General features: G+C 36.1%; 25 protein-coding genes. 13 read left to right on the top strand and 12 right to left on the bottom strand.

What is annotated here, in order from left to right; translation table 11 throughout:
- Positions 1 to 36: 36 nt before the first annotated feature.
- The 4 genes from LQV47_RS00400 (at position 37) to LQV47_RS00385 (ending at position 4,617) form a co-directional block, all read left to right on the top strand.
- The gene (locus LQV47_RS00400) at positions 37 to 966 is read left to right on the top strand and encodes a 2-hydroxyacid dehydrogenase (RefSeq protein ID WP_230032547.1); all 930 of its coding nucleotides are present in this window, start codon (positions 37 to 39) and stop codon (positions 964 to 966) included.
- 127 nt (positions 967 to 1,093) lie between these two features.
- Positions 1,094 to 2,356 (top strand): serine hydrolase domain-containing protein, encoded by a 1,263-nt coding sequence (locus LQV47_RS00395; RefSeq protein WP_230032544.1) that lies wholly within the window; start codon positions 1,094 to 1,096, stop codon positions 2,354 to 2,356.
- 25 nt (positions 2,357 to 2,381) lie between these two features.
- The gene (locus tag LQV47_RS00390) at positions 2,382 to 4,154 is read left to right on the top strand and encodes an Ig-like domain-containing protein (RefSeq protein ID WP_230032541.1); all 1,773 of its coding nucleotides are present in this window, start codon (positions 2,382 to 2,384) and stop codon (positions 4,152 to 4,154) included.
- A 4-nt stretch (positions 4,155 to 4,158) separates the two neighbouring features.
- On the top strand, positions 4,159 to 4,617 hold the full coding sequence (locus LQV47_RS00385) for a heme-binding domain-containing protein (RefSeq protein ID WP_230032539.1): 459 nt from the start codon (positions 4,159 to 4,161) through the stop codon (positions 4,615 to 4,617).
- Between the two features lie 522 nt (positions 4,618 to 5,139).
- On the opposite strand, the gene LQV47_RS00380 is transcribed toward LQV47_RS00385, so the two are convergent.
- The 5 genes from LQV47_RS00380 to LQV47_RS00360 all read right to left on the bottom strand — a co-directional run bounded on the left by LQV47_RS00380 (position 5,140) and on the right by LQV47_RS00360 (position 9,447).
- Positions 5,140 to 5,652, bottom strand: coding sequence for an NUDIX domain-containing protein (locus tag LQV47_RS00380; protein WP_230032536.1), 513 nt, complete (start codon positions 5,650 to 5,652; stop codon positions 5,140 to 5,142).
- Positions 5,653 to 5,694: 42 nt separating this feature from the next.
- Positions 5,695 to 6,609, bottom strand: coding sequence for a site-specific tyrosine recombinase XerD (gene xerD / locus LQV47_RS00375; protein ID WP_230032533.1), 915 nt, complete (start codon positions 6,607 to 6,609; stop codon positions 5,695 to 5,697).
- A 6-nt stretch (positions 6,610 to 6,615) separates the two neighbouring features.
- Positions 6,616 to 7,038 carry a dCMP deaminase family protein gene (locus LQV47_RS00370; protein WP_047492363.1) on the bottom strand — a complete coding sequence of 141 codons (423 nt, stop codon included), beginning with the start codon at positions 7,036 to 7,038 and terminating at the stop codon, positions 6,616 to 6,618.
- Positions 7,039 to 7,086: 48 nt separating this feature from the next.
- Positions 7,087 to 7,854, bottom strand: a complete 768-nt coding sequence (locus LQV47_RS00365) for an enoyl-CoA hydratase-related protein (protein WP_230032530.1) — start codon at positions 7,852 to 7,854, stop codon at positions 7,087 to 7,089.
- 105 nt (positions 7,855 to 7,959) lie between these two features.
- Entirely contained in the window at positions 7,960 to 9,447 is a 1,488-nt protein-coding gene (locus LQV47_RS00360; RefSeq protein ID WP_230032528.1) for a catalase, read from the bottom strand.
- Positions 9,448 to 9,580: 133 nt separating this feature from the next.
- Here LQV47_RS00360 and LQV47_RS00355 point away from each other — a divergent pair, with 133 nt between their 5' ends.
- The 9 genes from LQV47_RS00355 to LQV47_RS00315 all read left to right on the top strand — a co-directional run bounded on the left by LQV47_RS00355 (position 9,581) and on the right by LQV47_RS00315 (position 17,244).
- On the top strand, positions 9,581 to 10,531 hold the full coding sequence (locus tag LQV47_RS00355; protein WP_047428937.1) for a LysR substrate-binding domain-containing protein: 951 nt from the start codon (positions 9,581 to 9,583) through the stop codon (positions 10,529 to 10,531).
- Between the two features lie 228 nt (positions 10,532 to 10,759).
- Positions 10,760 to 12,040, top strand: a complete 1,281-nt coding sequence (metK, locus tag LQV47_RS00350; RefSeq protein WP_230032527.1) for a methionine adenosyltransferase — start codon at positions 10,760 to 10,762, stop codon at positions 12,038 to 12,040.
- A gap of 82 nt (positions 12,041 to 12,122) precedes the next feature.
- Positions 12,123 to 12,614, top strand: a complete 492-nt coding sequence (locus LQV47_RS00345; protein ID WP_230032526.1) for a hypothetical protein — start codon at positions 12,123 to 12,125, stop codon at positions 12,612 to 12,614.
- Between the two features lie 196 nt (positions 12,615 to 12,810).
- Positions 12,811 to 13,401, top strand: coding sequence for a sigma-70 family RNA polymerase sigma factor (locus LQV47_RS00340; protein WP_230032524.1), 591 nt, complete (start codon positions 12,811 to 12,813; stop codon positions 13,399 to 13,401).
- Positions 13,402 to 13,603: 202 nt separating this feature from the next.
- The gene (locus LQV47_RS00335; RefSeq protein WP_230032523.1) at positions 13,604 to 14,299 is read left to right on the top strand and encodes a YjjG family noncanonical pyrimidine nucleotidase; all 696 of its coding nucleotides are present in this window, start codon (positions 13,604 to 13,606) and stop codon (positions 14,297 to 14,299) included.
- A gap of 165 nt (positions 14,300 to 14,464) precedes the next feature.
- Positions 14,465 to 14,914: a PepSY-like domain-containing protein gene (locus LQV47_RS00330; RefSeq protein ID WP_230032522.1), complete on the top strand. Its 450-nt coding sequence runs from the start codon at positions 14,465 to 14,467 to the stop codon at positions 14,912 to 14,914.
- A gap of 34 nt (positions 14,915 to 14,948) precedes the next feature.
- Entirely contained in the window at positions 14,949 to 15,206 is a 258-nt protein-coding gene (locus LQV47_RS00325; RefSeq protein WP_230032521.1) for a hypothetical protein, read from the top strand.
- A gap of 83 nt (positions 15,207 to 15,289) precedes the next feature.
- Positions 15,290 to 15,961, top strand: coding sequence for a response regulator transcription factor (locus LQV47_RS00320; RefSeq protein ID WP_230032519.1), 672 nt, complete (start codon positions 15,290 to 15,292; stop codon positions 15,959 to 15,961).
- A complete protein-coding gene (locus LQV47_RS00315; protein WP_230032517.1) occupies positions 15,961 to 17,244 on the top strand; it encodes a HAMP domain-containing sensor histidine kinase in 1,284 nt (427 codons plus the stop codon). The genes LQV47_RS00320 and LQV47_RS00315 overlap by 1 nt, the downstream gene beginning before the upstream one ends.
- 75 nt (positions 17,245 to 17,319) lie before the next feature.
- Here the strand turns inward: LQV47_RS00315 and trpS are convergent, their stop codons facing one another.
- The 7 genes from trpS to ileS all read right to left on the bottom strand — a co-directional run bounded on the left by trpS (position 17,320) and on the right by ileS (position 24,192).
- Positions 17,320 to 18,288 carry a tryptophan--tRNA ligase gene (trpS, locus tag LQV47_RS00310; RefSeq protein WP_230032514.1) on the bottom strand — a complete coding sequence of 323 codons (969 nt, stop codon included), beginning with the start codon at positions 18,286 to 18,288 and terminating at the stop codon, positions 17,320 to 17,322.
- Between the two features lie 237 nt (positions 18,289 to 18,525).
- Complete coding sequence (locus LQV47_RS00305) at positions 18,526 to 19,170, bottom strand: ElyC/SanA/YdcF family protein (protein ID WP_230032509.1); 645 nt, start codon at positions 19,168 to 19,170, stop codon at positions 18,526 to 18,528.
- A 15-nt stretch (positions 19,171 to 19,185) separates the two neighbouring features.
- Positions 19,186 to 19,824: a lipoprotein signal peptidase gene (locus tag LQV47_RS00300; RefSeq protein WP_230032507.1), complete on the bottom strand. Its 639-nt coding sequence runs from the start codon at positions 19,822 to 19,824 to the stop codon at positions 19,186 to 19,188.
- Positions 19,824 to 20,018, bottom strand: coding sequence for a DUF2683 family protein (locus tag LQV47_RS00295; RefSeq protein WP_047492401.1), 195 nt, complete (start codon positions 20,016 to 20,018; stop codon positions 19,824 to 19,826). Before LQV47_RS00295 ends, LQV47_RS00300 begins: the two co-directional genes overlap by 1 nt.
- Positions 20,019 to 20,034: 16 nt before the next feature.
- The gene (locus LQV47_RS00290) at positions 20,035 to 20,280 is read right to left on the bottom strand and encodes a DUF6576 domain-containing protein (protein ID WP_230032504.1); all 246 of its coding nucleotides are present in this window, start codon (positions 20,278 to 20,280) and stop codon (positions 20,035 to 20,037) included.
- A 77-nt stretch (positions 20,281 to 20,357) separates the two neighbouring features.
- A complete protein-coding gene (locus tag LQV47_RS00285; RefSeq protein ID WP_002983772.1) occupies positions 20,358 to 20,738 on the bottom strand; it encodes a TraR/DksA C4-type zinc finger protein in 381 nt (126 codons plus the stop codon).
- 58 nt (positions 20,739 to 20,796) lie between these two features.
- Positions 20,797 to 24,192, bottom strand: a complete 3,396-nt coding sequence (ileS, locus tag LQV47_RS00280) for an isoleucine--tRNA ligase (protein ID WP_230032502.1) — start codon at positions 24,190 to 24,192, stop codon at positions 20,797 to 20,799.
- Between the last annotated feature and the right edge of the window lie 205 nt (positions 24,193 to 24,397).

The following is a 24,397-nucleotide window of genomic DNA, read 5'->3' as shown; positions in this document are numbered from 1 at the left end:
GTTGTGAAAATAATTTGTGTCATTTGTGTTTAAGCTATGAAAATACTTCTTTTAGATAAAAATCACCCTCTTATTACCGAACAGCTTCTGGCCAGGAGCTTTATTTTGGAAGAAGATTTTACTTCTTCTTATGATGAGGTTTGCCATAAAATCGAACATTATGATGGTATTATCATCAGAAGCAGAATTCCACTGGATAAAAATTTCCTTGAAAAAGGCAGGAACCTGAAGTTTATAGCAAGAGTAGGAGCGGGAATGGAGAATATCGATATTCCTGTTGCTGAAGAATTGGGAATTCAGCTGATCAACTCTCCTGAAGGCAACAGAGATTCTGTTGCAGAACATGTAGTAGGAATGCTGTTGGTGATAATGAACAGGTTGTTTATTGCTTCTCAGGAAGTAAAAAACGGTATCTGGAAACGCGAAGAAAACAGAGGTGATGAACTGTTGGGAAAAACAGTAGGCCTTATAGGATACGGAAATATGGGAAAAGCTACCGCCAAAAGATTCTCAGGCTTTGGATGTAAAGTGATTTTTCATGATATCCTTCCGGGACTTTCCGATGAATTTGCCACACAGGTTAGTATAGAAGAACTGAAGCAGTCTGCAGATATTGTAAGCCTTCATATTCCTCTTACTTCAGAAACTCATTATCTGATTGATGAAAGCTTTATTGCTGAGATGGAGAATGACTTTTATTTTGTGAATACAGCAAGAGGAAAGAATGTAAAGACTAAAAGTTTAGTAGAGGCTTTAAAATCAGGAAAAGTAAAAGGAACCTGCCTGGATGTTCTGGAATATGAAAAATCTTCTTTTGAAAATATAGAAACGGAAAATGAAGATTTAAAATTTCTTCTAGAATCAGAAAAGGCTATTGTAACACCTCATATTGCCGGCTGGACTCATCAGAGTAAAGAAAAACTGGCACAATTCATTGTAGATAAAATAATAGCCTCTTTTGGCTAACACAATAAAGAATCAGTAAATTTTCCTATTGCTGATTCTTTCGTTTATGTTAAATAATTCATAATATCACTCTATATTTATTATTTATTTTCGAGTTTTATTAAATTGCCGCTCATTTTTGAATCTCATGAAGACGCGTAATTTTGTATTTATTTTAACTGTTCTTTTATCCCTATTTTCCTGTAAAAAAAAGTCTGAGGCCAAAGAAGTTTCAGCGGGAAATGATACCAATCTCCCTAACTACGGAAATGTAGATCTTGGAAAGGTTTTTACCCAATCAGATAACCAGGTTTTAGACAAACCAACAATGGTAAATTATATAGATCAGTATTACAAAAAGATCTGGGATGGAGGAGATCTTAGTGGCGGAATACTTGTTGCGAAAGGGGATGAGATTTTATACGAAAATTACAGAGGTTTCGGAAGAGAGGCAGACCAGATGCCTATAGATAAAAATACACCTTTGCATGTTGCATCGGTATCAAAAACATTAACGGCGATGGCGATGATGAAGCTGGTGGAAGCAGGGAAAATAAAGCTTTCAGATCATCTTAGCCAATATTTTCCAGGGTTTCCATACCCGAATGTTACTATTCAGACCTTATTGGATCAAAGAAGCGGACTTCCAAAGTACGAATATTTTATCACCAAAATACAGCCTGCGCCAGCAGAACTTTCCAAACCTTTTATTACCAACCAGGATGTCCTGAATATGATTATCAAATACAAGCCGGATCTGGCTAGAGATACAGATACAGGATTCATGTACTGTAATACCAACTTTGCTTTATTGGCTTTATTGATTGAAAAAGTGACCAAAACTCCGTTTCCTCAGGCCATGAAAGAAATGGTTTTTACACCACTAAAAATGACTAATTCTTACATTTTTCAGGAAAAAGATATTCCTACAGCGGCACAGTCTTTCTACTATGGAGGAAGTAAATTATATCCTTTAGACAGATTGGATCTTATTTATGGGGACAAAAACGTATACACTACACCAAGAGATTTATACAACTTCTCAAAAGCAATGTTCTCAAAAGATTTCCTGAAGCCTGAGCTGATGCAGATGGTATTTACGCCTTACAGCAATGAAAAGTCCGGAATGAATAACTATGGATTAGGATTTAGGATGAAAATTTTTGACAACGGTGAAAAACTAACCTATCATAATGGTTGGTGGCACGGTAGTAATTCTGTATTTGCCCATCTTCTGAAGTCCAAAGTTACTATTGTCGCAATTGGCAATAAATATTCAAGCAAAGTATATACGGCGCTTGCATTGTCCGGATTATTTGAAGATTTCCCTTTACAGAAAGATAAGCTTCATTCGGTAATGAACGACAATAAGGATACTTTGAATTCAGGACATGAAGTTTTTGGAGAATAATGTTTACTTTTGCCTAAACATTTTCATGAAAAGGTTTCTTTTATTATTCGTTATCAGTTTTCTTGTTCATTCATGTGCAAGAGTAGGTTCTCCTGTAGGGGGACCGAAAGATACTTTGGCTCCAAGATTTTTAAGTTCAAATATTGATACCACAAGAATCAATGTAAAAAGAGATATTCACGAACTCCGCCTGGATTTTGATGAGTACGTAACATTGAAAGATATCAATAAGAATCTGATCATTTCGCCGCCAATTAAGAATATAAAGCGAATTCTTCCTTCCAATATTGCCAATAAATATGTTCTGATCCAATGGACAGATACTTTACAGGCCAATACCACTTATAATTTCAATTTTGGAAATTCAATTGTGGATAATAATGAATCCAACCCACTGCGGTATTTTAATTTTGCTTTTTCTACAGGCGACAAATTGGATGACTTGTATGTAAGTGGTGAAATAAAAGACGCTTTAGACATCAAAAAGAAAACAGGAAGTACTGAAAATAAATTGGTGGTAGGGCTTTATCAGGTTAAAGATACCATGAATTATAAGCAGAAGCCTTATTATATTACCAAGGTAGACGATGATGGATATTATGAGATGAATTACCTTTCTCCGGGAAAATATAAAATTATAGCATTTGCTGATGAGAATGGAAATTCCGTTTATGATCCCGGAAAAGAGAAAATAGGTTTTCAAAAAGAAGCGGTAGAGGTGGAGAAGTCTGTTTCAGGATTAAACTTAAAGGTATATCCTTCTAAAAAGCCTTTGAAATATTCTGAAATGAAAGAGGTTCCGGGAGGAATTCTTATGACATTTGAAGGCCATCCGGATGATGTAAAAGTAGAATCACTGAATGACAAACTTAAAGATATAAAGGTAACACACAGCCCAAAATCAGATTCTGTGAAAATCTGGTTTGATGCCGTGAAAAATAATGTAGGGCAAGAGACCACAGAAAAACTGGTGTTCACGCATGATAAGGGTCCGAAAAAAGACAGCGCCTATACTGTTTCCTTATTTTACAAATACAATAAGAAAAATGTGATGGATCTTAACAGTGACAACGGAGGGGGTTCACTAGCTCCGAAAACTGATTTTAAGATTTCTTCCAATTATTTCATTGATAAGATCGACCCTGCAAAATGGGTGTTGAAAAGTGACAGTTTAACCACGCAGGAATTTACAGCCAAAATCTCTGAAACCAACCCGTATCAGATATTGATTCAGTCAGACTTTGTCAGCGGGAAGAAATATCAGCTTACCGTTCCAAAAGAAACAGTGTCATCTTTCTATGCTAAAAATACACAATCAAAACGTTTTGATTTTGACGTCGCTAAAGTAGACCAGTTTGGCAGCCTTGAATTTACCCTCCTGAATGCACCGTCTTCAAGCTATTGGATTCAGCTTCTTGACTCTTCTGAAAAAGCAATTTACCAGAGATATACAAAAGGGGATAAAGTGAAATTTGATATACTGAAACCTGAAGAGTATATTGTCAGAATATTAGTAGACAACAATGAAAATAAATATTGGGATGAGGCTGATTTTGCTACTGAAACTTTTGCCGAAGATGCCTATATTTTCTATAAAAAAGTTGTTATAAGAGGATTGTGGGAAACAAGAGAAGAATGGGACCTGAAAGATACCAGAACGCTTGATAATCCTAAAGCAGCGGTAGCTCCTGCTGAGCCTGTGGTTCCTGCTCCTGCTGATGACAAGAAGGAAGCCGTAGATCAGAACGTAAAAAAGGAAATTAAATATGATAATGCCGTTCTAACTCCGGTAAAGTAAACGTATGAAAATCGCAAAAAAAATAGTCTTTTGGAGTTTGGTAGCTTTTGCTCTCATTCAGTTTATTCCTATTGACAGAGTAAACAAACCGGTAGATTCAAAAGTAAACTTTGTAGATTCTAGGAAAGCTCCGGAAAAGATTAGAATATTACTTAGAGGAGCCTGCTATGATTGTCATTCCAATGAAACGGTTTATCCCAAATATGCTTTTATTGCTCCTGTTTCATGGTCTGTGAAAAGCCATGTAAATGAAGGTCGTCAGCATCTTAATTTTTCTGTTTGGGGTACCTATAATAAGGAATTAAAAGAGAATATGCTTGACAGGTCTATTGAGGCTCTTAAACATAAAACAATGCCGATGCCTGGTTATATTGTTTACCATAAAGAAGCAAATCTTTCGGAAGCAGAAAGATCACTGCTGATCCAGTACTTGGAAGAAATGCTGAAGGCCAAAACGTATTGATTTCAATAGGATAGAGCGGATCAGTCTCAAAAGTCATGACTAAGCAAACTGAATTAAACTAAAACTTCTTGTTTGGATGACATTAAAATATGTGATTTTTATATTTTGACTTGAAAACAGGATGGAAATAACCTTTTATTCACGCAAAGGAAAAATAATTAGGATACCCTATTGTAAAAAAGCAAAGAAAGGCGACTTTGTCGCTGAATAAGCGATATAAAAAAGTTAGCTTCATCAAAATCGATCTAATCGATTTATTCTTGGCTCACTTAAAATCAAGCGTAATAAAAATAGAACTTTGCGTAAAAGAAAGGTGTATTGAGGTAAATTTATATTACCCCCAACTTTTGCACCTGATCCGAGAGCGCACAGCGCCTATCTGTTTTTTCTGTTTAAAATAAATTAGAATGCCTTCACAGCTGAAGCAGACTTCAAAAAGTAATTATCTGCCTGATCCTTAAAATTAGCAGGGAAAAAAAACTCCCACAGATTTTAAATCTGCAGGAGAATATATTACAAAAATTATTTCCTTACATAATTCTCAAAAAACCTCTTCTGAGAATCAAAAGCTATATCATCAAGGTTAAGTTCCCTTAAAGGAATCCATACCGCTTCTGATATTTCTGAAAGCTCAAGGTTTACCTCAAATTTTTCCGAAACAGTATACTCATAAAAAAGATCAATCGTATTATAATCAATTTCTTTATATTGATAGACGTTAGGAAGACTGGTAAGGTATCTTAGGTTTGAAATATTGATACTAAGCTGAAGCTCTTCAAAAAGCTCTCTTCTGCAGGTTTCTTCTGCGCTTTCTTTAGGGTCGACAAATCCTCCCGCAAGATCGAGTTTTCCCTTTTTAGGATCTCTGTTTCTCCTGGTAAGATAAATTTCATCACCACACCTGATCACCACAGCTACAGCGCCTGCTACATTATTATACAGCCTGAAGTCACATTCAGGGCAGCTCCATTTCTTTTCACCATCCCAGTGTAAAGATTCTTTGCCACAGCTTGGGCAATATTTCAATAATTTCATCTGTTTATAATTACTTTTTTAAAGTTCAGATGGAACTTTATTTCATTGAGTAATATTAATATTTCTCGGGTGATAACTCAAAATAACATCCCGCAATTCTTCAGTTTTTAAATGAGTGTAGATTTCTGTTGTTGTAATACTGGAATGTCCCAGCATTTCCTGAATATAACGTAAATCTGCTCCATTCTGAAGCAAATGTGTTGCAAAAGAATGCCTGAAGGTGTGTGGAGATATCTTTTTGTTAACCCCTGCTTTATCCGTAAGTTCTTTTATGATAAGAAATACGATAACCCTTGACATCGAGGTGCCACGGCTGTTCAGGAACAGTGTATCTTCATATTTCTTATTGATTTTACCTTTAGAACGTACTTCCTTGATATAATTTTCCAGTAATTCAGCTGTATAGTCAGCCAACGGAACGAAACGCGTTTTGTTTCCTTTTCCATTGACTTTAATATACTGCTCTTTGAAATTGATATTGGATATTTTCAAATCAATAAGTTCAGAAACACGGAGTCCGCAACCATACAGTACCTCAATGATACAGTTGTTCCTTTTCCCCAGATCTGTATTGATTTCAATAGCAGCAATAATTTTGTTGATATCAAGCAGGCTTAAAGTGTCTGGTAGATAGAGTCCTAATTTAGGACCTTCGAGTAACGCTGCAGGGTTGTCTTCCCGGAATTCATCCTCAAGCAGAAATTTAAAGAAAGCTTTAATGGAAGAGATCCATCTCGCTTGAGATCTCTCACTGAATTTCTGTTTAGAAAGATTGAAAATGTATTCCTGCAGGTTTTCGTAACCGATAGAATCTGGACCGACGTTTGCCAGATCTTCTTCTGCATAATCTTTTAATTTTTTAATGTCCCGAACATAGGCGTCGAGCGTGTTGTCTGAAAAATTTCTTTCGAAGCGAAGAAATATTTCAAAATCTTTGATCTTTTCATCCCAAGTCATTTGTGCTTATTTTTTTAGTTCACAGTCCGATATTTGTTCTATTTCAATACCATGGTTTTTCAGGAACGAAATGCCGTCTTCATCCGAGTATTCATTAATATACACCAGTCTTGTAATTCCTGCCTGCAGGATTAGTTTACTGCATTCTTTACAAGGCGACAACGTTAGATATAGCGTTGCCCCTTTTGCAGACTGAGTAGAAGCTGCCAGCTTTAATATAGCATTAGCCTCCGCATGCAGTACATACCAGTGCGTTTTTCCCTCTTCATTTTCACAGCAGTTCTCAAACCCCGAAGGAGTTCCGTTATAACCGTCTGAAATAATCATCCTATCTTTTACGATAAGAGCTCCCACCTGTTTTCTCTTACAGTAGGAGAGTTTTGCCCATTCCTGAGCCATTTTTAGATAAGCCTTGTCAAACTTATTCATACCGCAGCATTAGTTTTTTCGAAATAATTGGATTAAAAGCTTGAAAGTTTAGAAGTTCGGCTTTCTTTTCTCTAGGAAAGCAGTCACTCCTTCTTTCTTATCGTCCATTTCAAAAAGTTCCCCGAAATACTTGATTTCAGTTTCAAAACCTTTCTCCGTGTCAGATAAATTCACGGCGTGGATAGCCTTAGATATTGCCATTGGTGAATTGTGGGCAATAGTGTTCGCTAATTCTTTCGTTTTGGTTAATAATTCTTCAATAGGGTATACTTCATTTACCAATCCGATTTCTTTTGCTTTTTGAGCAGGAATCATTTTGGCTGAGAAGATCATTTCGTTGGCAATACCTTTTCCCACAAGCTTAGGAAGCCTTTGAGTCCCTCCGTATCCCGGGATTAATCCGAGCGTTACTTCAGGAAGACCCAATCTGGCGTTTTCCGATGCATATCTGATATGGCATGCCATAGCAAGCTCTAAACCTCCTCCCAATGCAAAACCGTTTACGGCTGCAATGACAGGTTTAGACATATTTTCAATTTTATTAAACAGTGAATTTTGTCCGTTTCGGGCAAGCTCTTCAGCTTTTTCTTGCCCAAACTCGCTGAATTCTTTGATGTCGGCACCAGCTACAAAAGACTTTTCACCACTTCCCGTAAGGATAATAACCCTGCAGGAATGGTCGGAATTAAGCTCGTCCATTGCTGTACTGATCTCCTGAATAGTTTTTGCATTTAACGCATTTAAACTCTCAGGTCTGTTTATGATAATGATAGATACTTTATCTTCTTTTTTTAATAATATATTTTCGTAACTCATTTTTCCACTTTGAAATATCATCCTCTGCAAATTATGAATTTTTTGCAAAAAAAAGGAAAAAATATTATTTTTTTTTCCTTTTTTTTAATTTATTGTTCAATATGATTATTTGGAATGATTCATCATATTTGCATCGATATTGACATTTAATTGGGAAGCCACTCTCATGCCAAGTTCGATATTAGCCCTAAAAAAGTGACATAATTGCCTGTTGATGATCTCTTCTCTCTTGGGCCCAGAGATCCCTTTCATGCTTCCTACGATGTTGTTAATCAGGTGTTCCCTGTCTTCAGCATTCATTGCTTTTGAGTAAAGAAGGCCTGGCTGGGTATAATGATCACTGTCGTTTTCATTTCTGTTATAGTTGGCGACATGAGCGCTGTCCAGTTCATACTCATAGTTTTTATAAGACGGATCAGGCGTGATATCATCAAAGCTGTTGGGGTGATAATTGGGTTTATCCTGATATTGGCTTGAATCTGCCATATAGCCGTCTCTTTGATAATTATTAACAGCAAAAGGACATCTGTTCACCTCCAGCTGATGGGCATTTACCCCAACCCTGTATCGGTGAGCATCAGGATAAGAAAACAGTCTTCCCTGAAGCATTTTGTCCGGTGAAAAGCTGATCCCGTTAATCAGGCTGCTGGGAGAAAACGTAGACTGCTCAACATGGGCAAAATAATTGACAGGAACTTCATTGAGCTCCATTTCACCTACCTCAATAAGAGGGAAGTCATCATGGAACCATACTTTGGTAACATCAAAAGGATTCCATCTGAAATCTTTTGCCTGGTCTTCAGTCATCACCTGGATATACATAGTCCATTTCGGGAAATCTCCATTTTCAATAGAATTGCAGAGGTCTTCCTGGGCAAAGTCAGGATTTTCTCCAGCCATTTTTACGGCTTCTTCATCCGTAAAGTTTTTTACCCCCTGTTTTGTTTTGAAGTGAAACTTTACCCATACTCTTTCGTTCTGCTCATTGATCATGGAAAAAGTGTGAGATCCAAAACCATGCATATGTCTGAAACCATAAGGTGTTCCTCTGTCTGACATTAAAATAAGAACCTGGTGAAGAGACTCCGGATTGAAACTCCAGAAATCCCACATCATAGTGGCACTCTTTAGATTGGTTTTAGGAAGTCTTTTTTGAGTATGTATAAAATCCGGAAATTTTTTAGCATCTTTAATAAAGAAAACAGGAGTGTTATTCCCTACAAGATCCCAGTTTCCATCTTCTGTATAAAATTTTAAAGCAAATCCCCTTGGATCTCTTGCCGTATCTGCACTTCCTTTTTCTCCTCCTACGGTAGAAAATCTTGCAAACATTCTGCATGAATTACCTACTTTTGAAAATAGCTTTGCTTTTGTATATTTACTGATATCATGGGTTACGGTAAAGGTTCCGTACGCTCCACTCCCCTTAGCATGTACAATTCTTTCAGGAATCCTCTCCCTAACGAAATGGGCAAGGTTCTCCTGAAGAACAAAGTCTTGCAGTAATACCGGGCCTCTTGGTCCTACCGTCTGGGAATCCTGATGCTCAAAATAAGGCGTGCCGTTACTTAACGTTAATTTTTTAGAATCCATATATCGATGATTTGAATAATTGTTTTCTTTATTTCTAAATACCTCTGTAAAGGTAGTGAATATCAAATTTACTTGAATTTTTAATTGCTAATAGCAAAAACATTATATCTTTGTAATAGATAATATTAATCAAATGAACATTCAGCAACTGGAGTATCTTATCGCTGTTGATAAGTATAAACATTTTGGAAAAGCAGCCCAGGCATGCTTCATTACCCAACCTACCTTAAGTGCAATGATACAGAAGTTTGAGGACGAACTGGATGTGAAGGTTTTTGACAGAACTACACACCCGATCCGTACCACAGATGTAGGTCTTCAGATCATTGATCAGGCTAAGGTTATTATAGAATCTGTCAATGAACTGAAAAACAAGGCCAATCTTTTGAATAATATTTTAGGAGGAACTATTAATCTGGGTATTATTCCAACTGTTTCTTCTTTTATTCTGCCTACAGAAATTTTTAAATTCCTGGAAGATAATCCTAAGATTCAGATGAATGTAAAGGAAATGACAACCGATAATATTATCAAAGCGTTAAAAGCAGGAGAACTGGATGCGGGCATTATTTCCACTCCTTATGATACAGCTGATGAGTTTTATCAGGATTTTCTATTCAATGAAGAGCTGATGATCTACAGTTCCAATACTGAAGCTAACAAAAAGAACTCTTATATTATTCCTGAAGATCTGAATGTAGAAAAGGTATGGTTGCTTGAAGAAGGAAACTGTCTTAGAAACCAGTTCGAAAATATCTGTCATCTGAAAGAAAATACATTAAAGCCTAAAAACTTAGATTTCTTAGCTTCCAATATTCAGACGTTGGTACATATGGTAGATAAAGTAGGAGGAATTAGTATTTTACCGGAACTTGCCTTAAGCCAGCTTTCAGAAGAGCAGAAAAAAAATGTCTTCAGATTTAAGAAGCCATTCCCATACAGAGAGATCAGTATTATATATTATAAGCCGACCTTTAAACAGAAAATTATTGACGAATTATCACATTCTATCAAAACTTCTTTAGAGCTTAAATTGAACTATCATGAAAGTCCTAAAGAATTTGTAAGCATAAAGCCACAATAGTCAGGATGCTCTAAAATGATATAAGTCATTAATTTAAACAAAATTATAATTAGTAAACAAAATTTTTGAGTATTAGAAAAATAGTACTTAAATTTGCTGACGTTTACGACGAGGAAAAATTTGACCTGATTGCAACCTCTATAAAAAAATGCTAAAACAGTATTCTTTTTGGGCAATTTTATTCTTATTTTTCTTCAAATTTTTTTAATCTAAAAAACAAAGAATAATATGTCTTATTTATTTACATCTGAATCTGTTTCAGAAGGACATCCGGATAAAATCGCCGATCAGATCTCCGACGCATTAATCGACCACTTTTTAGCATACGATAAAAGTTCTAAAGTTGCCTGTGAGACTCTTGTGACTACAGGGCAGGTAGTATTGGCAGGAGAAGTAAAATCTGATGCTTACCTTGATGTTCAAACAATTGCCAGAGAAGTAATCAATGGAATTGGATATACAAAAGGAGAATATATGTTCAATGGAGATTCTTGTGGGGTAATCTCCGCCATCCATGAGCAGTCTCCCGATATCAATCAGGGTGTGGACAGAGCGGTAACAGATGAATCTTTTGAAGCCAAAGCCAACGCACAGGGAGCAGGTGACCAGGGGATGATGTTCGGTTATGCCACTAATGAAACGGCTAATTACATGCCTCTTGCTTTAGATTTAGCCCATACAATTCTTAAAGAACTTTCCAATATCAGAAGGGAAAATAAAGAAATCCCTTATCTTCGTCCGGATGCAAAAAGCCAGGTAACTATTGAATATTCTGATGATCACAAACCAATCAGAATAGATTCTATTGTCGTTTCTACGCAGCATGATGATTTCGGAACTGAAGAAGAAATGCTGAATAAGATCCGTGAAGATATCAAGAATATCTTAGTGCCTAGAGTGGTGGCACAGCAGACTGAAGAGATCAAAGCTTTATTCAATGATCAGATCAAATACCATATCAACCCGACAGGTAAATTCGTAATCGGAGGGCCTCACGGAGATACCGGCCTTACAGGTAGAAAAATCATTGTAGATACTTACGGTGGAAAAGGAGCTCACGGTGGTGGTGCTTTCTCCGGAAAAGATCCTTCAAAAGTAGACAGAAGTGCGGCCTATGCAACAAGACATATTGCTAAAAACTTAGTGGCTGCGGGTATTGCTGACGAAGTTTTGGTACAGGTTTCTTATGCCATCGGTGTTGCGGAGCCTTGTGGATTATATATTAATACTTACGGAACTGCAAAAGTAGATCTTCATGACGGTGAAATTGCTAAAAAAGTTTCAGGGATCTTTGATTTAAGACCTTATGCTATTGAGCAGAATCTTAAATTAAGAAATCCTATCTATTTGGAAACGGCTTCTTATGGTCACATGGGTAAAGATCATTATGTAGCTGATAAAACGTTCAATAAAGGACATAAAAATGAACTTACGCTGAAAGATCTTGAGTTTTTCACGTGGGAGAAATTAGACAAAGTAGGGGAAATTAAAGCCGCTTTCGGAATTTAATTTTTTCTTTACCATAATAAATGACTGCTTTATCTTCTGATAAGGCAGTTTTTTTTAATTTTACACTTTAATTAATTGAAAGATGATGAATTTTCGAACTGCAGTTGCTGTACTCTCCCTGTTTTTTCTAAGCACATTAGTAAAAGCCCAATATACCATGCATAAAATGATCAGTGTGGGATATACCTACCAGAATCAGAGTTTTGGGGAATTAGGGGGGAAATTGCTTTTTCTTAAAAATGATGATGTCATTTACAGATTGGGGGGTTCTGCCTTAATGGGAGTTGCAGACTCCAAGTTTGCCATTATGCCAAAACTGCAGGCTGATGTACTGCTTAATTTTCAAAAAAATGTAGACTTCTATCACTCTTATTATTTTTTAATGGGCGCAGAGGGAACAAATAAATATATTGCTCCGAAAATTGGGGTTACCTTATTTGGGATGCTGGACCTTACCGGAGGGTATGCTTTTCCTATCGGAGATACCCGTTTAAACGGAAAAGAAATGAAAGGTCTAAATATTAATTTTACATTAAATATCCCAACTGTATTTATTCATGACATGTTTAAGTAACTTTTTTTAAATTTTTCTTGTGAAAAATTAATAATAAGTTAACAGTTATTAAAAAATGATTATATTTACATCATAATATAATTGTACCGCCTATTGAAGAGACTCTACTCTAAAAAACTGTTTTGTATATACAGCAAAAGCCAGATGAAATATCTGGAGGAAGCCTTGTCTACAAATATTTATATTGAGAAGAGTTATGAAATCAAATTCGGATAGTTTACTAATTTCATTGTACCAAAAAGGAGATGAGGAAGCGTTATCGGCTCTCATTCATCGCCATCAGAGAGAACTGTTTACATTCATTTTTTACAAAATTAATGATGAAGATTTAGCCAACGATATTTTTCAGGATACATTCATGAAAATTATTGTCATGCTGAAAGAAGGACGCTATAACGAAGAAGGGAAATTTATTCTTTGGGCAAAAAGAATCTCTCACAACTTAATCATAGATCATTTCAGATCTAAAGCAAAAAATATCAAAGTTTCAGAAACTACTTTTGAAACTGATGAATATTCTATTTTTGATTTAATACGTGAACCCTCGGAAAATATTGAAGATCAGCTTGTAACCAATCAGATCCAGGAAGATTTGTTGAGAATGCTGCAATTCCTTCCTCCCAACCAACAGGAAGTGATCAAACTGAGGTTTTTTGACGGACTAAGCTTTAAAGAAATTGCAGATCATACTGATATGAGCATTAATACGACCTTAGGAAGGGTAAGATATGCATTGATTAACCTGAGAAAAATCATGGACGAAAATAATATAATCTTAACCAGATAGATAATATTTTGTAAAAATTCACGTTTTAAGGAAAACATACTTCGCCTATGAAAAAAAATGATTCCTTAAAAGTGAAAACTTTGAAACCTAAAAAGCAAACCATTGATCTTTTACTCAATTTTTCTAAAAGCCTTGAGGTGGTGAAAAGCACGAGTAAAAATTATACGATCTTAAAAAATTAAAATCACTAACTTTGTGCTGTATGAGAATGCAGCACGTTTTTTTTGATCTGGACAATACGCTCTGGGATCACCGCAGAAATGCCTACCTTACCATTAAAGATCTTTTTGATAACCAGGAGATTAGCCCGAAGTATAATATTGACTTTGAGGAGTTTCACTCTGTTTACCATGATATTAATGAAGACCTTTGGGAAAAAATCAGAGATGGAATTATAGGCAAAGAATATTTAAGAGAACATCGTTTCTATGATACATTCAAATATTTTGGAGTAGAAAACAAAGAACTTTCCAATTATTTTGAAGAAAATTTCCTGGATAATATTGTTGGATATAATGAATTGGTAGATGGAGCTGAAGACATCCTCGTCTATCTGAAGGCAAAGAATTATAAGCTGCATATTATTTCTAATGGTTTTCAGGATGTAACAGAGAGGAAATGTACTTTATCGGGGATCGCTCCTTTTTTTGAAACGATTACCAGTGCAGATTCTATAGGGGTAAGAAAGCCTGATCCTAAGATTTTTGAATACTCCCTGGGGCTTTCGGAAGCTAAAAAAGAGGAAAGTATCCTGATTGGTGATGACTGGATTGCTGATGCCATGGGAGCAAAAAATTTCGGAATGGATTCTATTTTCTTTGATGTTTATAAAGAAGATAAGAAAGAAGCCGGATTAAAAGCTATTACCCACCTTCAGCAAATTAAAGAGTATTTATAAAGATTACCGGACTCTAAAGTCTACAACAAGCATATATAAACCATTAAGAAATCATTTCTTAATGGTTTTTTTATCTCCATTTTTTTTCTGTATTCCATTTTTCCCAATTCTTTCCTAAATTGATTTGGACCTTTGCTTCATAATAATAACGAAAAACTTAATGTTATGAAAAATGTAAAGAAAATCACAGGAGTATTTATTTTAATCTTCATGTTGGCGGGAGGCTTCATTTCTGCACAGGATAGAGCGATTCAGGCCAACCAGTTACCTAAAGCGGCAAAAACCTTTCTTGCTGTCCATTTTAAAGGGATACCTGTAAGTTCGGCCATTGAAGACAGGGAGATCTACGGAGTGGATGATTACAAGGTATACCTGAACAATGGAATGAAAATGGAATTTGACAGTAATGGAAACTGGAAAGAAGTAGATGGTAAGCACCAGAAGCTGCCTTACGGATTTATTCCTTTATCTATCAGGAACTATACAACCCGTAATTTCCCGAATACGTCCATCGTTAAGGTAGAAAAAAAGAGATGGTCTTATAAAGCGGAGCTTTCCAACGGACTGGAGCTGGAATTTGATAAAAACGGGAATTTTAAAAGAATTGATGACTAATTTGCCATTATAAATAACACCAAAATTTAAAAATATGATCAATTGGAATATCATAAGAAATACCGGAAGAGAGGTTTCTTCCAACAAGATTAGGAAGAGTATTGTATCTTTTATAACAAGGCACCATCCGTGCAGTGTGGTGAGTTCTATTGAAAAAAAATATGATGCCTATAAAATTCACCTGATGAGCGGGATCTGCCTTTTTTTTGATGCAGACGGGCGTTTTATAAAAATGAGCTGGTTGGTAAGAATTCAGGAGGCTGGAAGAAAAAGTTTTTGGAACCCCGAATGAAGTTTCTCTCCGGCTTCCCACCTTATAATTTCATATATTTGATATAAGTTTTAACTGTTCAGCAGAGCGTAAACCATAGCAGAATGAAGATTTTAATAGTAGAAGATGAACCGGCTTTAAGAGATACCGTTCAGAAATTTCTGGAAGCAGAGCATTTTATTGTAGAATACGCAGATACCTACAGTTCTGGCCTTGAAAAGGTTATTTCCTACGAATATGACTGTATTTTACTGGATATTATGCTGCCGGACGGAAGTGGGATAGATCTGCTGAGAGAAATTAAAAAAATGCATAAAAAAGATCCTGTCATTATCCTTTCGGCTAAAGATTCTGTAGATGATAAGGTAACAGGTCTGGAGATAGGGGCAGATGATTATCTTGCCAAACCTTTTCATCTGGCTGAGCTGATGGCGAGGGTGAAATCTGTGATCAGAAGAAATAACCAGGATGGCGAAAATAGTATTACCTATAAGAACATCAGTATTGATCCCGACCTCAGAAAGGTTATGGTAGGAAAGGAAGAACTTGTACTGAACCGTAAAGAATATGACCTCCTGTATTATTTTGTTATTCATCCGGAAAAAACCTTACAGAAAACTACATTAGCCGAAGCGATCTGGGGAGATTATATAGATCAGGCAGATAGTCTTGATTTTATTTATTCGCAAATTAAAAACCTTCGTAAAAAACTGAAAACCGTCAATGCTGAAGCTGATTTTCAGGCAGTATATGGGATCGGCTATAAATTTATCTGATGCAAGTTTCATTAAAATATTATACCATAAAATACCTTATTATGATCCTTCTGCTGATTATTGCAGTTTGGGCCGGGTTATTTTATGCCTATATCCTGGATGAAGTTCATGATAATGTGGATGATGGGCTTAGGGATAGAAAAATACAGATTATTAAAGCAGTATACCTGAATCCTCAGTTATTGAAGAATAATGATTTTGGATTTAATGAATTCAAAATTAATCCTATTACTGCCGGAGAATATAAAAATAAAAGCCGGCTCTATAATAAGATGTATTATATGGAGTATGACGATAAAGATCAACCCTATCGTGTACTTGAAGCAGATTTTATCGATCAGTATAAGATGAACCAGAGGCTTGTTATAAGAACTTCTACAGTAGAAGAGGATGAGTTGATCTATGACCTCACAACAGCCTTAATTGTCCTCTATATTGTTTTGGTCATAAGTATAGTGGCTGTCAATGGATATCTGCTGAATAAAGCGATGCGTCCATTCTATTTAATTTTAGATAAACTTAAAAAATACCAGTTTGGGATTCCTGCTGATTCGCAGAATGAGGAATATATAATTAAAGAGTTTGAAGAGCTGAATGTTGAAATTAATGAAATGATTGACCGCAATGAGCTTGTTTTCTATCAGCAGAAGCAGTTTATTGAAAATGCTTCCCATGAACTTCAGACCCCGCTTGCCATTGTTATCAATAAGATAGATCTTCTGATTCAGAATGATGATCTTGATGAAAAGAATCTGAATTTTCTTACCGGGGTAAAAAATGACCTGCGAAGAATGGTAGGCTTGAATAAATCTTTATTGATGCTTTCCAAAATTGAGAACAGCCAGTTTAACAAAACATCAGGAGTAGATTTTAATGCTTTGATCAGTAAGTTGGTTCAAAATTATGAAGATTTTATAGCGTTTAAAAAAGTAGATGTCAATATCATAGAAAAAGGAAGTTTTGAAGCTGATTTCAATCGCGACCTTGCGGATATTCTACTGTCTAATCTTCTTAAGAACGCCATTAAATATAATAATGAAGAAGGCACACTGAATATTATGATTGAGGATGACAGGATTACATTTCAAAACAGTGGAGCAACCGTGGGATTAGATCCATCCAGGATTTTTGACCGTTTCTATAAACAGAGTTCCGATCATACTTCTACCGGGCTGGGGCTGTCTATCATTAAAACCATCATCAAACAGTATCCCGGTTGGGAAATTACCTATAAGTTTGAAGATAGAATGCATTACTTTATACTTGTAAAGAATGGTACCTAAGGATAGAATACTCACCGTGATAAAAGAAAGAAGCCCTTCGAAAATGAAGGGCTTTCCTATGTTTGAAAGTCAGAATTAAAATCCTAAGCTTGTTCTTACTCTTTTAATCGTTTCCAGTGCTACAGGTCTTGTTTTTTCTGCACCCTGCTGTAATTTTTCTTCCAGTTCATCCAGGTTATTCATATAATAAGTGAATGTTTCTCTTTCTTGGGCAAAACGAACTAAGATTAAATCTAACAATTCTTTTTTAGCATGTCCGTATCCGAAATTTCCGGCCAGGTACTTAGCTCTTAATTCCTCAGTTTGTTCAGGAGTAGCAATAAGCTCATAGATCTGGAATGTTTTATCCGTTTCAGGATCCTTAGGTTCTTCCAACGATTTAGAATCCGATTCAATACTCATCACCTGTTTTTTAAGTTCCTTTTCAGGGAGAAAAACATTGATAATATTTCCCATAGATTTAGACATTTTACGGCCATCAGTTCCGGGAACATATTTTGTGTCTTCCTGAAGCTCAGATTGAGGTAAAACAAAAACTTCACCCATCTGGCTATTAAATCTTGAAGCTACATCTCTGGTAATCTCCAAATGCTGAAGCTGATCCTTCCCTACAGGAACAATCTCTGCATCGTATAATAAAATATCTGCAGCCATCAGAATAGGATAGGTAAATAATCCTGCGTTCACATCCTGGAGGCGGTCCGCCTTATCTTTAAATGAATGGGCCAGTGTTAATCTTTGATAAGGAAAAAAACATGATAAATGCCAAGATAATTCACAGGTTTCAGCGATATCACTTTGTCTGTAGAAGAATGTTTTTTCAGTATCTAATCCACAAGCAAGCCAAGCCGCAGCAATCTCGTAGGTATTTTGTCTTAACGTCTGCGCATCTTTAATCTGGGTAAGCGTATGAAGATTCGCGATAAATAAAAATGATTCATTTCCTTCCTGCTTAGAAAGTTCAATAGCAGGAATAATTGCCCCAAGCAGGTTTCCAAGATGGGGGGTTCCGGTGGCTTGAATGCCGGTAAGAATTCTTGACATTTGTTTACAATATTTTAAAATTAATGAATTGCAAATTTACAAGGTTTGGTGGGATAATGGGTAAAAAAGATTAAAAGAATCAAGAACCAAGAATCAAGAACGAAGAACCAAGACTTATTATTAAAATTCAATAGGAGCGGACTTTAGTCCGCTTTCATAATAAACCTACCAAATCTGGCTTTAGCCGAAACTTAAATCTAGCCTATAATCTCTAGCCCTATAAAAATTTGAAAACCTTTACGGGATTATAATCTTCTCTCCTCCAAATTTCGGTTCTACTCCGAAAATCAAATCCCAATATACTTTAGCTTTAGCAAGATACTCCCGCATATTGGTTTTTAAACCTGCATATTTGTTTACATCTGCAGCGTTGTATCCAAATGCTTCCATTCCATTTTTTCTGGCCAGGAAAACAGCTCTTTCATTATGAAATTTTTGGGAAATAATAACCAGCTTTGTCTGTCCGAAGATCTCTTTTGCCCTTACTACAGAATCTAAAGTTCTGAATCCGGCGTGATCCATAATGATCTTATCCTGTGGAATTCCTTGCTGCATTAAAGTAAGCAGCATATCTTCCGGTTCATTATAATCTTTGGTGCTGTTGTCTCCACTTACGATGATGTACTGTATTTTTCCGCTTTTATAAAGATCTGTGGCTGCTTTGATTCTATTGTAGAAATAGGCGTTTGGCATTCCATTGCTTAGTGTTTTGCCGGTTCCCAAAAGCAAAGCTGTTTTTGCCTGGGGAACATCTTTTGTGCTATAAAATAGAAATGCTTCACTTTCTTTTTTTATACTATAATTTGCCCAGGCAATAAAAATAATTCCTGCCACAAAAAGAAGCAGGAAAATTTTAAAAATATTTTTGATTATTTTTTGCATCCGAAATATATCTTTTTAAAACTCAAGTCCATTCGGGAAAGCTTTCTTTCTGAAGATTAACAGCAACGCAGCTCCTACAGTAATAGCAGAATCGGCAACATTGAAAATATACTTGAAGAATTCAATATGTTTTCCGCCAATCAAAGGGATATTTTCAGGAACATACCAATCTACCAGCGGGAAGTGAAGCATATCAACCACACAGCCTTTCATAAAGGTAGAATACCCCTGGCCAAAAGGAACAAACTTAGAAATGCCGCCATATCCTATCCATCGGTCAATGCTTTGATCATAAATCGTTCCGCTGTCGAAGATCATTCCGTAAAACATACCATCAATAATATTTCCGATAGCTCCGGCAAATATAATAGACATAGGAATCAAAAGATAGTTTGAGGCCCCTTCTTTCAGCCATTTTTTAAACATATATACCATTCCTCCAATTAGGAAAAGTCTTAGGATAACCAAAAAGTATTTTCCGATGATCCCTCCAAAATGAAACCCATAGGCCATCCCGGGATTTTCCACAAAGGTCAGTTTAAATCCGGGAAGAACAGTCACGCTGTCGTCCAGATTAAAATGGGTTTTAATATAAATTTTAGAAGCCTGGTCAATTAACAATACCAAAAATGTGATAGCTACTATCTTTTTCATTACAGTCCTTTAGGTTTTGGCGGTTTTGAAGCTGTTTTTGCATTTTTATTATCGCTCGCTTTCTTAATCACTTTCTGTCCATTAAATGAACTTTTCACATGAGCCTTTTCAAATTTAATGTTCATTTCTTTCAAAACGCCTTTCAGAGCACTAAGCTCCATTGCATTTTTTGGGTGTACGATGATAGATTCCATTTCTTATATTTAAATGTTACATTTTGGACAATTCGTCAAGTCTTTTTCTTTCTTTTGCAGAAAGATCATTAATTCCGTTTTTGCCCATCTTACTCAAAAGCCTGTCGACTTCTTTTTCCCTTTCACGCTTATCAGAATTAAACTGATCATCTATCGTATAGTTTCTATGTTTATTGGGAAAGATCCTTTTTTTGATCCATTCTCTATTAAAAAACAATAAAACTCCTACGACGATAATTACTAAAATTAATAATTCGTTCATGGGTATACATTAAAAATTAGGTTTATAAAGTATCCGTGAATACGATATAAACCCAATATTATTTACAAACCTTACGGTTATTTTTGCATGTTTTTCGCTTCGATGCTCAAGGTAGCATGGGGAACGGCCAATAGCCTTTCCTTAGGAATAAGCTTCCCTGTTACTCTACAAACACCATACGTTTTATTTTCGATTCTGATTAAAGCATTTTTAAGATCACGCACGAATTTTTCCTGTCTTCCTGCCAAAATAGAGTTCTGCTCTTTGCTCAATGTTTCAGCGCCTTCTTCAAAAGCTTTGAAGGTAGGTGAAGTGTCATCTGTTCCATTATTCTGGTCATTGATGAAACTCTCTCTGATCAGCTGAAGATCTTTTTCTGCTTTTTCTATTTTTTCTTTTATGATTGCCTTAAATTCCTGTAAATCAGCATCGCTGTATCTTACTCTTTCGTCTGACATATTCTTTCTCTTTTTTAATAAAATTATGAAATGGATTTTGAAATACAATAACTACATGTTAATTTTTTTCAATATTTATCTTAAAACTAACCTCATCTATTTCGATTTCGTTAAAATTTGAAAGTGAAGATACAATTTCTATTTTATTTGACAAGACTTCAGAAGAAATATATTCCTCATTTTTCTTAACATTTTCAATGAAAAGAGAATTCTCCTCAATGAAGATATTAATTCTGTCTGTCAGATCAAAATTCTTATCTTTTCGCAGGTTCTGAATTCTATTAATGAACTCTCTTGCGATCCCTTCAGATTTTAACTCATCAGTTAATGTCAAATCTAATGCCACAGTTGTTTTTCCATCAGAAGTTACCGTCCATCCCGGGATATCTTTTGTTGAGATTTCCACATCATCTAAAGTGATCTCATATCCCTGAATATCAAGTTTTCCTTCTCTCTCCAGATCCGAAATCTTTTCTGTACCAAGAGCACCGATCTCAGCCCCAACCACCTTCATGTCTTTTCCTAATTTAGGACCTAATGCTTTGAAGTTGGGTTTGATCTGTTTTACAATTAAATGAGATGCTTCTTCAGCATTGATTAACTGTAATTCTTTCACATTTACTTCCTGCTTAATCAGATCGGCAACAGCCAAAATCTGTTCCTCTGTTTTAGAGTCCAATACAGGAATTAATACTTTTTGTAATGGCTGGCGTACTTTTACGTTCTCTTTCTTTCTTAAAGAGAAAACCATACTGGTAATATTCTGAGCCAAATGGGTTTTTTCAACCAAATCCTGGTCTATTAAACTTTCATCAGCAACCGGGAAGTCCGTTAAATGCACAGACTCACAGTTTTCTTTACCTGTTACTTTATTCAGGTCCTGATACAGCTGATCCATAAAGAATGGAGCAATAGGTGCAGATAATTTGGTTACCACTTCGAGGCAGGTATATAAAGTCTGGTATGCAGAGATTTTATCATCAGAATATTCCCCCTTCCAGAAACGTCTTCTGCATAACCTTACGTACCAGTTGCTTAAATTATCATTCACAAATGTGCTGATCGCTCTTGCTACTCTGGTAGGTTCATAATCTTCATAGAATGCTTTCACTTCTTTGATCAGAAGGTTCAGCTCAGAAAGGATCCATCTGTCTATTTCAGGACGGCTTTCCACTTCTTTCTCCGAATAGTTGAATCCGTCAACATTCGCATAGAGTGCAAAGAATGAATACGTATTGTACAGGGTTCCAAAGAACTTTCTTCTTACCTCATCAATTCCTTCAATATCAAACTTCAGGTTTTCCCAGGGATTGGCATTGGAGATCATATACCAACGGGTAGCATCAGGTCCATATACAGAAAGTGTTTCAAACGGATCCACTGCATTTCCTAAACGTTTTGACATCTTCTGCCCGTTTTTATCCAGAACAAGACCATTACTCATCACGTTTTTATAGGCTACAGAATCAAAAACAGCTGTTCCGATAGCATGAAGGGTATAGAACCATCCACGGGTCTGATCAACACCTTCAGCAATAAAGTCTGCAGGGAAAGCTTTATGGTTGTCTATTAATTCTTTATTTTCAAAAGGATAATGCAGCTGCGCATATGGCATCGAACCAGAATCAAACCAAACGTCGATCAGATCACTTTCACGCTTCATTCCTCTTCCCGAATCAGAAACCAACACTACTTTGTCAACCACATTTTTATGAAGGTCCACCAGTTCATAGTTTGATTCAGACATATTTCCAATAACAAAACCTTTGAACGGGTTTTCAGTCATGAATCCTGCCTCAACAGATTTTTCGATTTCGTTGTAAAGCTCTTCTACAGAACCTATGATTTTTTCTTCTTTCAGATCCTCCGTTCTCCAGATCGGTAATGGAATACCCCAATAGCGTGAACGGGAAAGGTTCCAGTCGTTTACATTTTCAAGCCAGTTGGCAAAACGTCCTTCTCCGGTAGCTTTGGGCTTCCAGTTGATCTCTTTGTTCAGGTTTACCAATCTGTCTTTTACAGCGGTCATTTTTACAAACCATGAATCTAACGGATAGTATAATACCGGTTTGTCTGTTCTCCAGCAATGAGGATACGAGTGGACATATTTCTCTACTTTGAAGGCTTTGTTTTCTGTTTTCAACAAGATAGCAAGCTCTACATCCCAGGATTTTTCAGGTGCAGTCCCTTCATCGTAATATTCGTTTTTAATATATTTTCCGGCATAGACTTCAGGAACATTTTCTCCTTTGATGAATCTTCCTTGCAAATCTACCAATGGAACAAGGTTGTCATTTTCATCCTTTACCAACATTGGCGGAATTTCAGGCTGAGCCATTTTAGCAACCCTCGCATCATCAGCACCAAAAGTAGGTGCCGTGTGAACGATACCTGTACCATCTTCTGTTGTTACAAAATCTCCCAGGATTACTCTGAAAGCGTTTTCAGGGCTGTCATTGGGTGTAAACCAAGGAACTAATTGCTCATACCTTGTCCCAACAAGCTGTTCTCCCGTAAATTCTTTTAAAACTTTAAAAGGAATGACTTTGTTTTCCGAAGTATAGTTCGCGAAATCCTCATCCGTTCCTTCTGTATATTTTTTACCGAAAACCTTAGGTAATAAAACTCTTGATAAAACTACTGTTACAGGTTCAAAGGTATACTGATTGAAAGTTTTCACTACAACATATTCTATATCTCTGCCTACTGTAAGCGCTGTGTTGGATGGCAATGTCCATGGAGTAGTTGTCCATGCCAGGATATGCACATCTCCGTCAACATCACTGAATAAAGCAGACGAATCTTTCTTTACTTTAAACTGAGCTACGATCGTGGTATCTGAAACATCACGGTACGTTCCCGGCTGGTTCAGCTCGTGTGAAGAAAGTCCTGTTCCTGCTTTTGGAGAGTAAGGCTGGATGGTATACCCTTTATACAACAAGCTTTTGTCATATAACTGTTTCAGTAACCACCAAACGGTTTCCATATATTTTGACTTGTACGTGATGTACGGATCCTCAAGATCTACCCAATATCCGATTTTCTCAGTAAGGTTATTCCACACATCAGTATAACGCATTACCGCTTCACGACATGCTTTATTGTAGTCTTCAATAGAGATTTTTTTGCCAATATCTTCTTTCGTAATTCCTAATTCTTTTTCTACACCCAGTTCCACAGGAAGACCATGCGTATCCCAACCCGCTTTACGGAAAACCTGTTTCCCGTTTTGCGTTTGGTAACGGCAGAAAATATCTTTCAATGCTCTTGCCATTACGTGGTGAATTCCAGGCATACCGTTTGCTGAAGGCGGACCTTCATAAAAAACAAACTCAGGATTGCCCTGACGAATCTCAACACTTTTACTGAACGTATTATTCTGTTTCCAAAATTCCGCTACATTGTCGGCTATGTCAATAAGGTTGAGGTTTTTGTATTCTTTAAATTGGCTCATTGTAAATATCTCAATATCGTTGATTAATTAAGTCTGCAAATTTACTAAATTTTGTCGGTTTATAATATATGTTTTATTTTGATATCATCTATTAAAAAGTTCAATTTCAGAAATATAAATGAAGGCCAAGCATAAAAGTGAATGATGAATGGTGAATTAGTCAGTTTTCAGTCTGTTTTTACAATAAAATTTAACAGCCTTTATT

The sequence above is a fragment of the Chryseobacterium sp. Bi04 genome (genome assembly GCF_918698085.1).
Classification (GTDB): Bacteria; Bacteroidota; Bacteroidia; order Flavobacteriales; family Weeksellaceae; genus Chryseobacterium.
This window is presented reverse-complemented; position numbering and strand designations above follow the sequence as displayed.

What these genes read in the sequence shown, in the direction of transcription:
- LQV47_RS00385 (WP_230032539.1), top strand. Translation starts at nt 4,159, where the DNA reads ATGAAAATCGCAAAAAAAATAGTCTTTTGGAGTTTGGTAGCTTTTGCT.
- LQV47_RS00320 (WP_230032519.1), top strand. Translation starts at nt 15,290, where the DNA reads ATGAAGATTTTAATAGTAGAAGATGAACCGGCTTTAAGAGATACCGTT.
- LQV47_RS00345 (WP_230032526.1), top strand. Translation starts at nt 12,123, where the DNA reads ATGATGAATTTTCGAACTGCAGTTGCTGTACTCTCCCTGTTTTTTCTA.
- LQV47_RS00365 (WP_230032530.1), bottom strand. Translation starts at nt 7,854, where the DNA reads ATGAGTTACGAAAATATATTATTAAAAAAAGAAGATAAAGTATCTATC.
- LQV47_RS00355 (WP_047428937.1), top strand. Translation starts at nt 9,581, where the DNA reads ATGAACATTCAGCAACTGGAGTATCTTATCGCTGTTGATAAGTATAAA.
- LQV47_RS00330 (WP_230032522.1), top strand. Translation starts at nt 14,465, where the DNA reads ATGAAAAATGTAAAGAAAATCACAGGAGTATTTATTTTAATCTTCATG.
- LQV47_RS00335 (WP_230032523.1), top strand. Translation starts at nt 13,604, where the DNA reads ATGAGAATGCAGCACGTTTTTTTTGATCTGGACAATACGCTCTGGGAT.
- ileS (WP_230032502.1), bottom strand. Translation starts at nt 24,192, where the DNA reads ATGAGCCAATTTAAAGAATACAAAAACCTCAACCTTATTGACATAGCC.
- LQV47_RS00290 (WP_230032504.1), bottom strand. Translation starts at nt 20,280, where the DNA reads ATGAACGAATTATTAATTTTAGTAATTATCGTCGTAGGAGTTTTATTG.
- LQV47_RS00315 (WP_230032517.1), top strand. Translation starts at nt 15,961, where the DNA reads ATGCAAGTTTCATTAAAATATTATACCATAAAATACCTTATTATGATC.
- LQV47_RS00300 (WP_230032507.1), bottom strand. Translation starts at nt 19,824, where the DNA reads ATGAAAAAGATAGTAGCTATCACATTTTTGGTATTGTTAATTGACCAG.
- LQV47_RS00380 (WP_230032536.1), bottom strand. Translation starts at nt 5,652, where the DNA reads ATGAAATTATTGAAATATTGCCCAAGCTGTGGCAAAGAATCTTTACAC.
- LQV47_RS00395 (WP_230032544.1), top strand. Translation starts at nt 1,094, where the DNA reads ATGAAGACGCGTAATTTTGTATTTATTTTAACTGTTCTTTTATCCCTA.
- metK (WP_230032527.1), top strand. Translation starts at nt 10,760, where the DNA reads ATGTCTTATTTATTTACATCTGAATCTGTTTCAGAAGGACATCCGGAT.
- LQV47_RS00340 (WP_230032524.1), top strand. Translation starts at nt 12,811, where the DNA reads ATGAAATCAAATTCGGATAGTTTACTAATTTCATTGTACCAAAAAGGA.
- LQV47_RS00295 (WP_047492401.1), bottom strand. Translation starts at nt 20,018, where the DNA reads ATGGAATCTATCATCGTACACCCAAAAAATGCAATGGAGCTTAGTGCT.
- LQV47_RS00370 (WP_047492363.1), bottom strand. Translation starts at nt 7,038, where the DNA reads ATGAATAAGTTTGACAAGGCTTATCTAAAAATGGCTCAGGAATGGGCA.
- LQV47_RS00360 (WP_230032528.1), bottom strand. Translation starts at nt 9,447, where the DNA reads ATGGATTCTAAAAAATTAACGTTAAGTAACGGCACGCCTTATTTTGAG.
- LQV47_RS00285 (WP_002983772.1), bottom strand. Translation starts at nt 20,738, where the DNA reads ATGTCAGACGAAAGAGTAAGATACAGCGATGCTGATTTACAGGAATTT.
- LQV47_RS00400 (WP_230032547.1), top strand. Translation starts at nt 37, where the DNA reads ATGAAAATACTTCTTTTAGATAAAAATCACCCTCTTATTACCGAACAG.
- LQV47_RS00305 (WP_230032509.1), bottom strand. Translation starts at nt 19,170, where the DNA reads ATGCAAAAAATAATCAAAAATATTTTTAAAATTTTCCTGCTTCTTTTT.
- trpS (WP_230032514.1), bottom strand. Translation starts at nt 18,288, where the DNA reads ATGTCAAGAATTCTTACCGGCATTCAAGCCACCGGAACCCCCCATCTT.
- LQV47_RS00325 (WP_230032521.1), top strand. Translation starts at nt 14,949, where the DNA reads ATGATCAATTGGAATATCATAAGAAATACCGGAAGAGAGGTTTCTTCC.
- LQV47_RS00390 (WP_230032541.1), top strand. Translation starts at nt 2,382, where the DNA reads ATGAAAAGGTTTCTTTTATTATTCGTTATCAGTTTTCTTGTTCATTCA.
- xerD (WP_230032533.1), bottom strand. Translation starts at nt 6,609, where the DNA reads ATGACTTGGGATGAAAAGATCAAAGATTTTGAAATATTTCTTCGCTTC.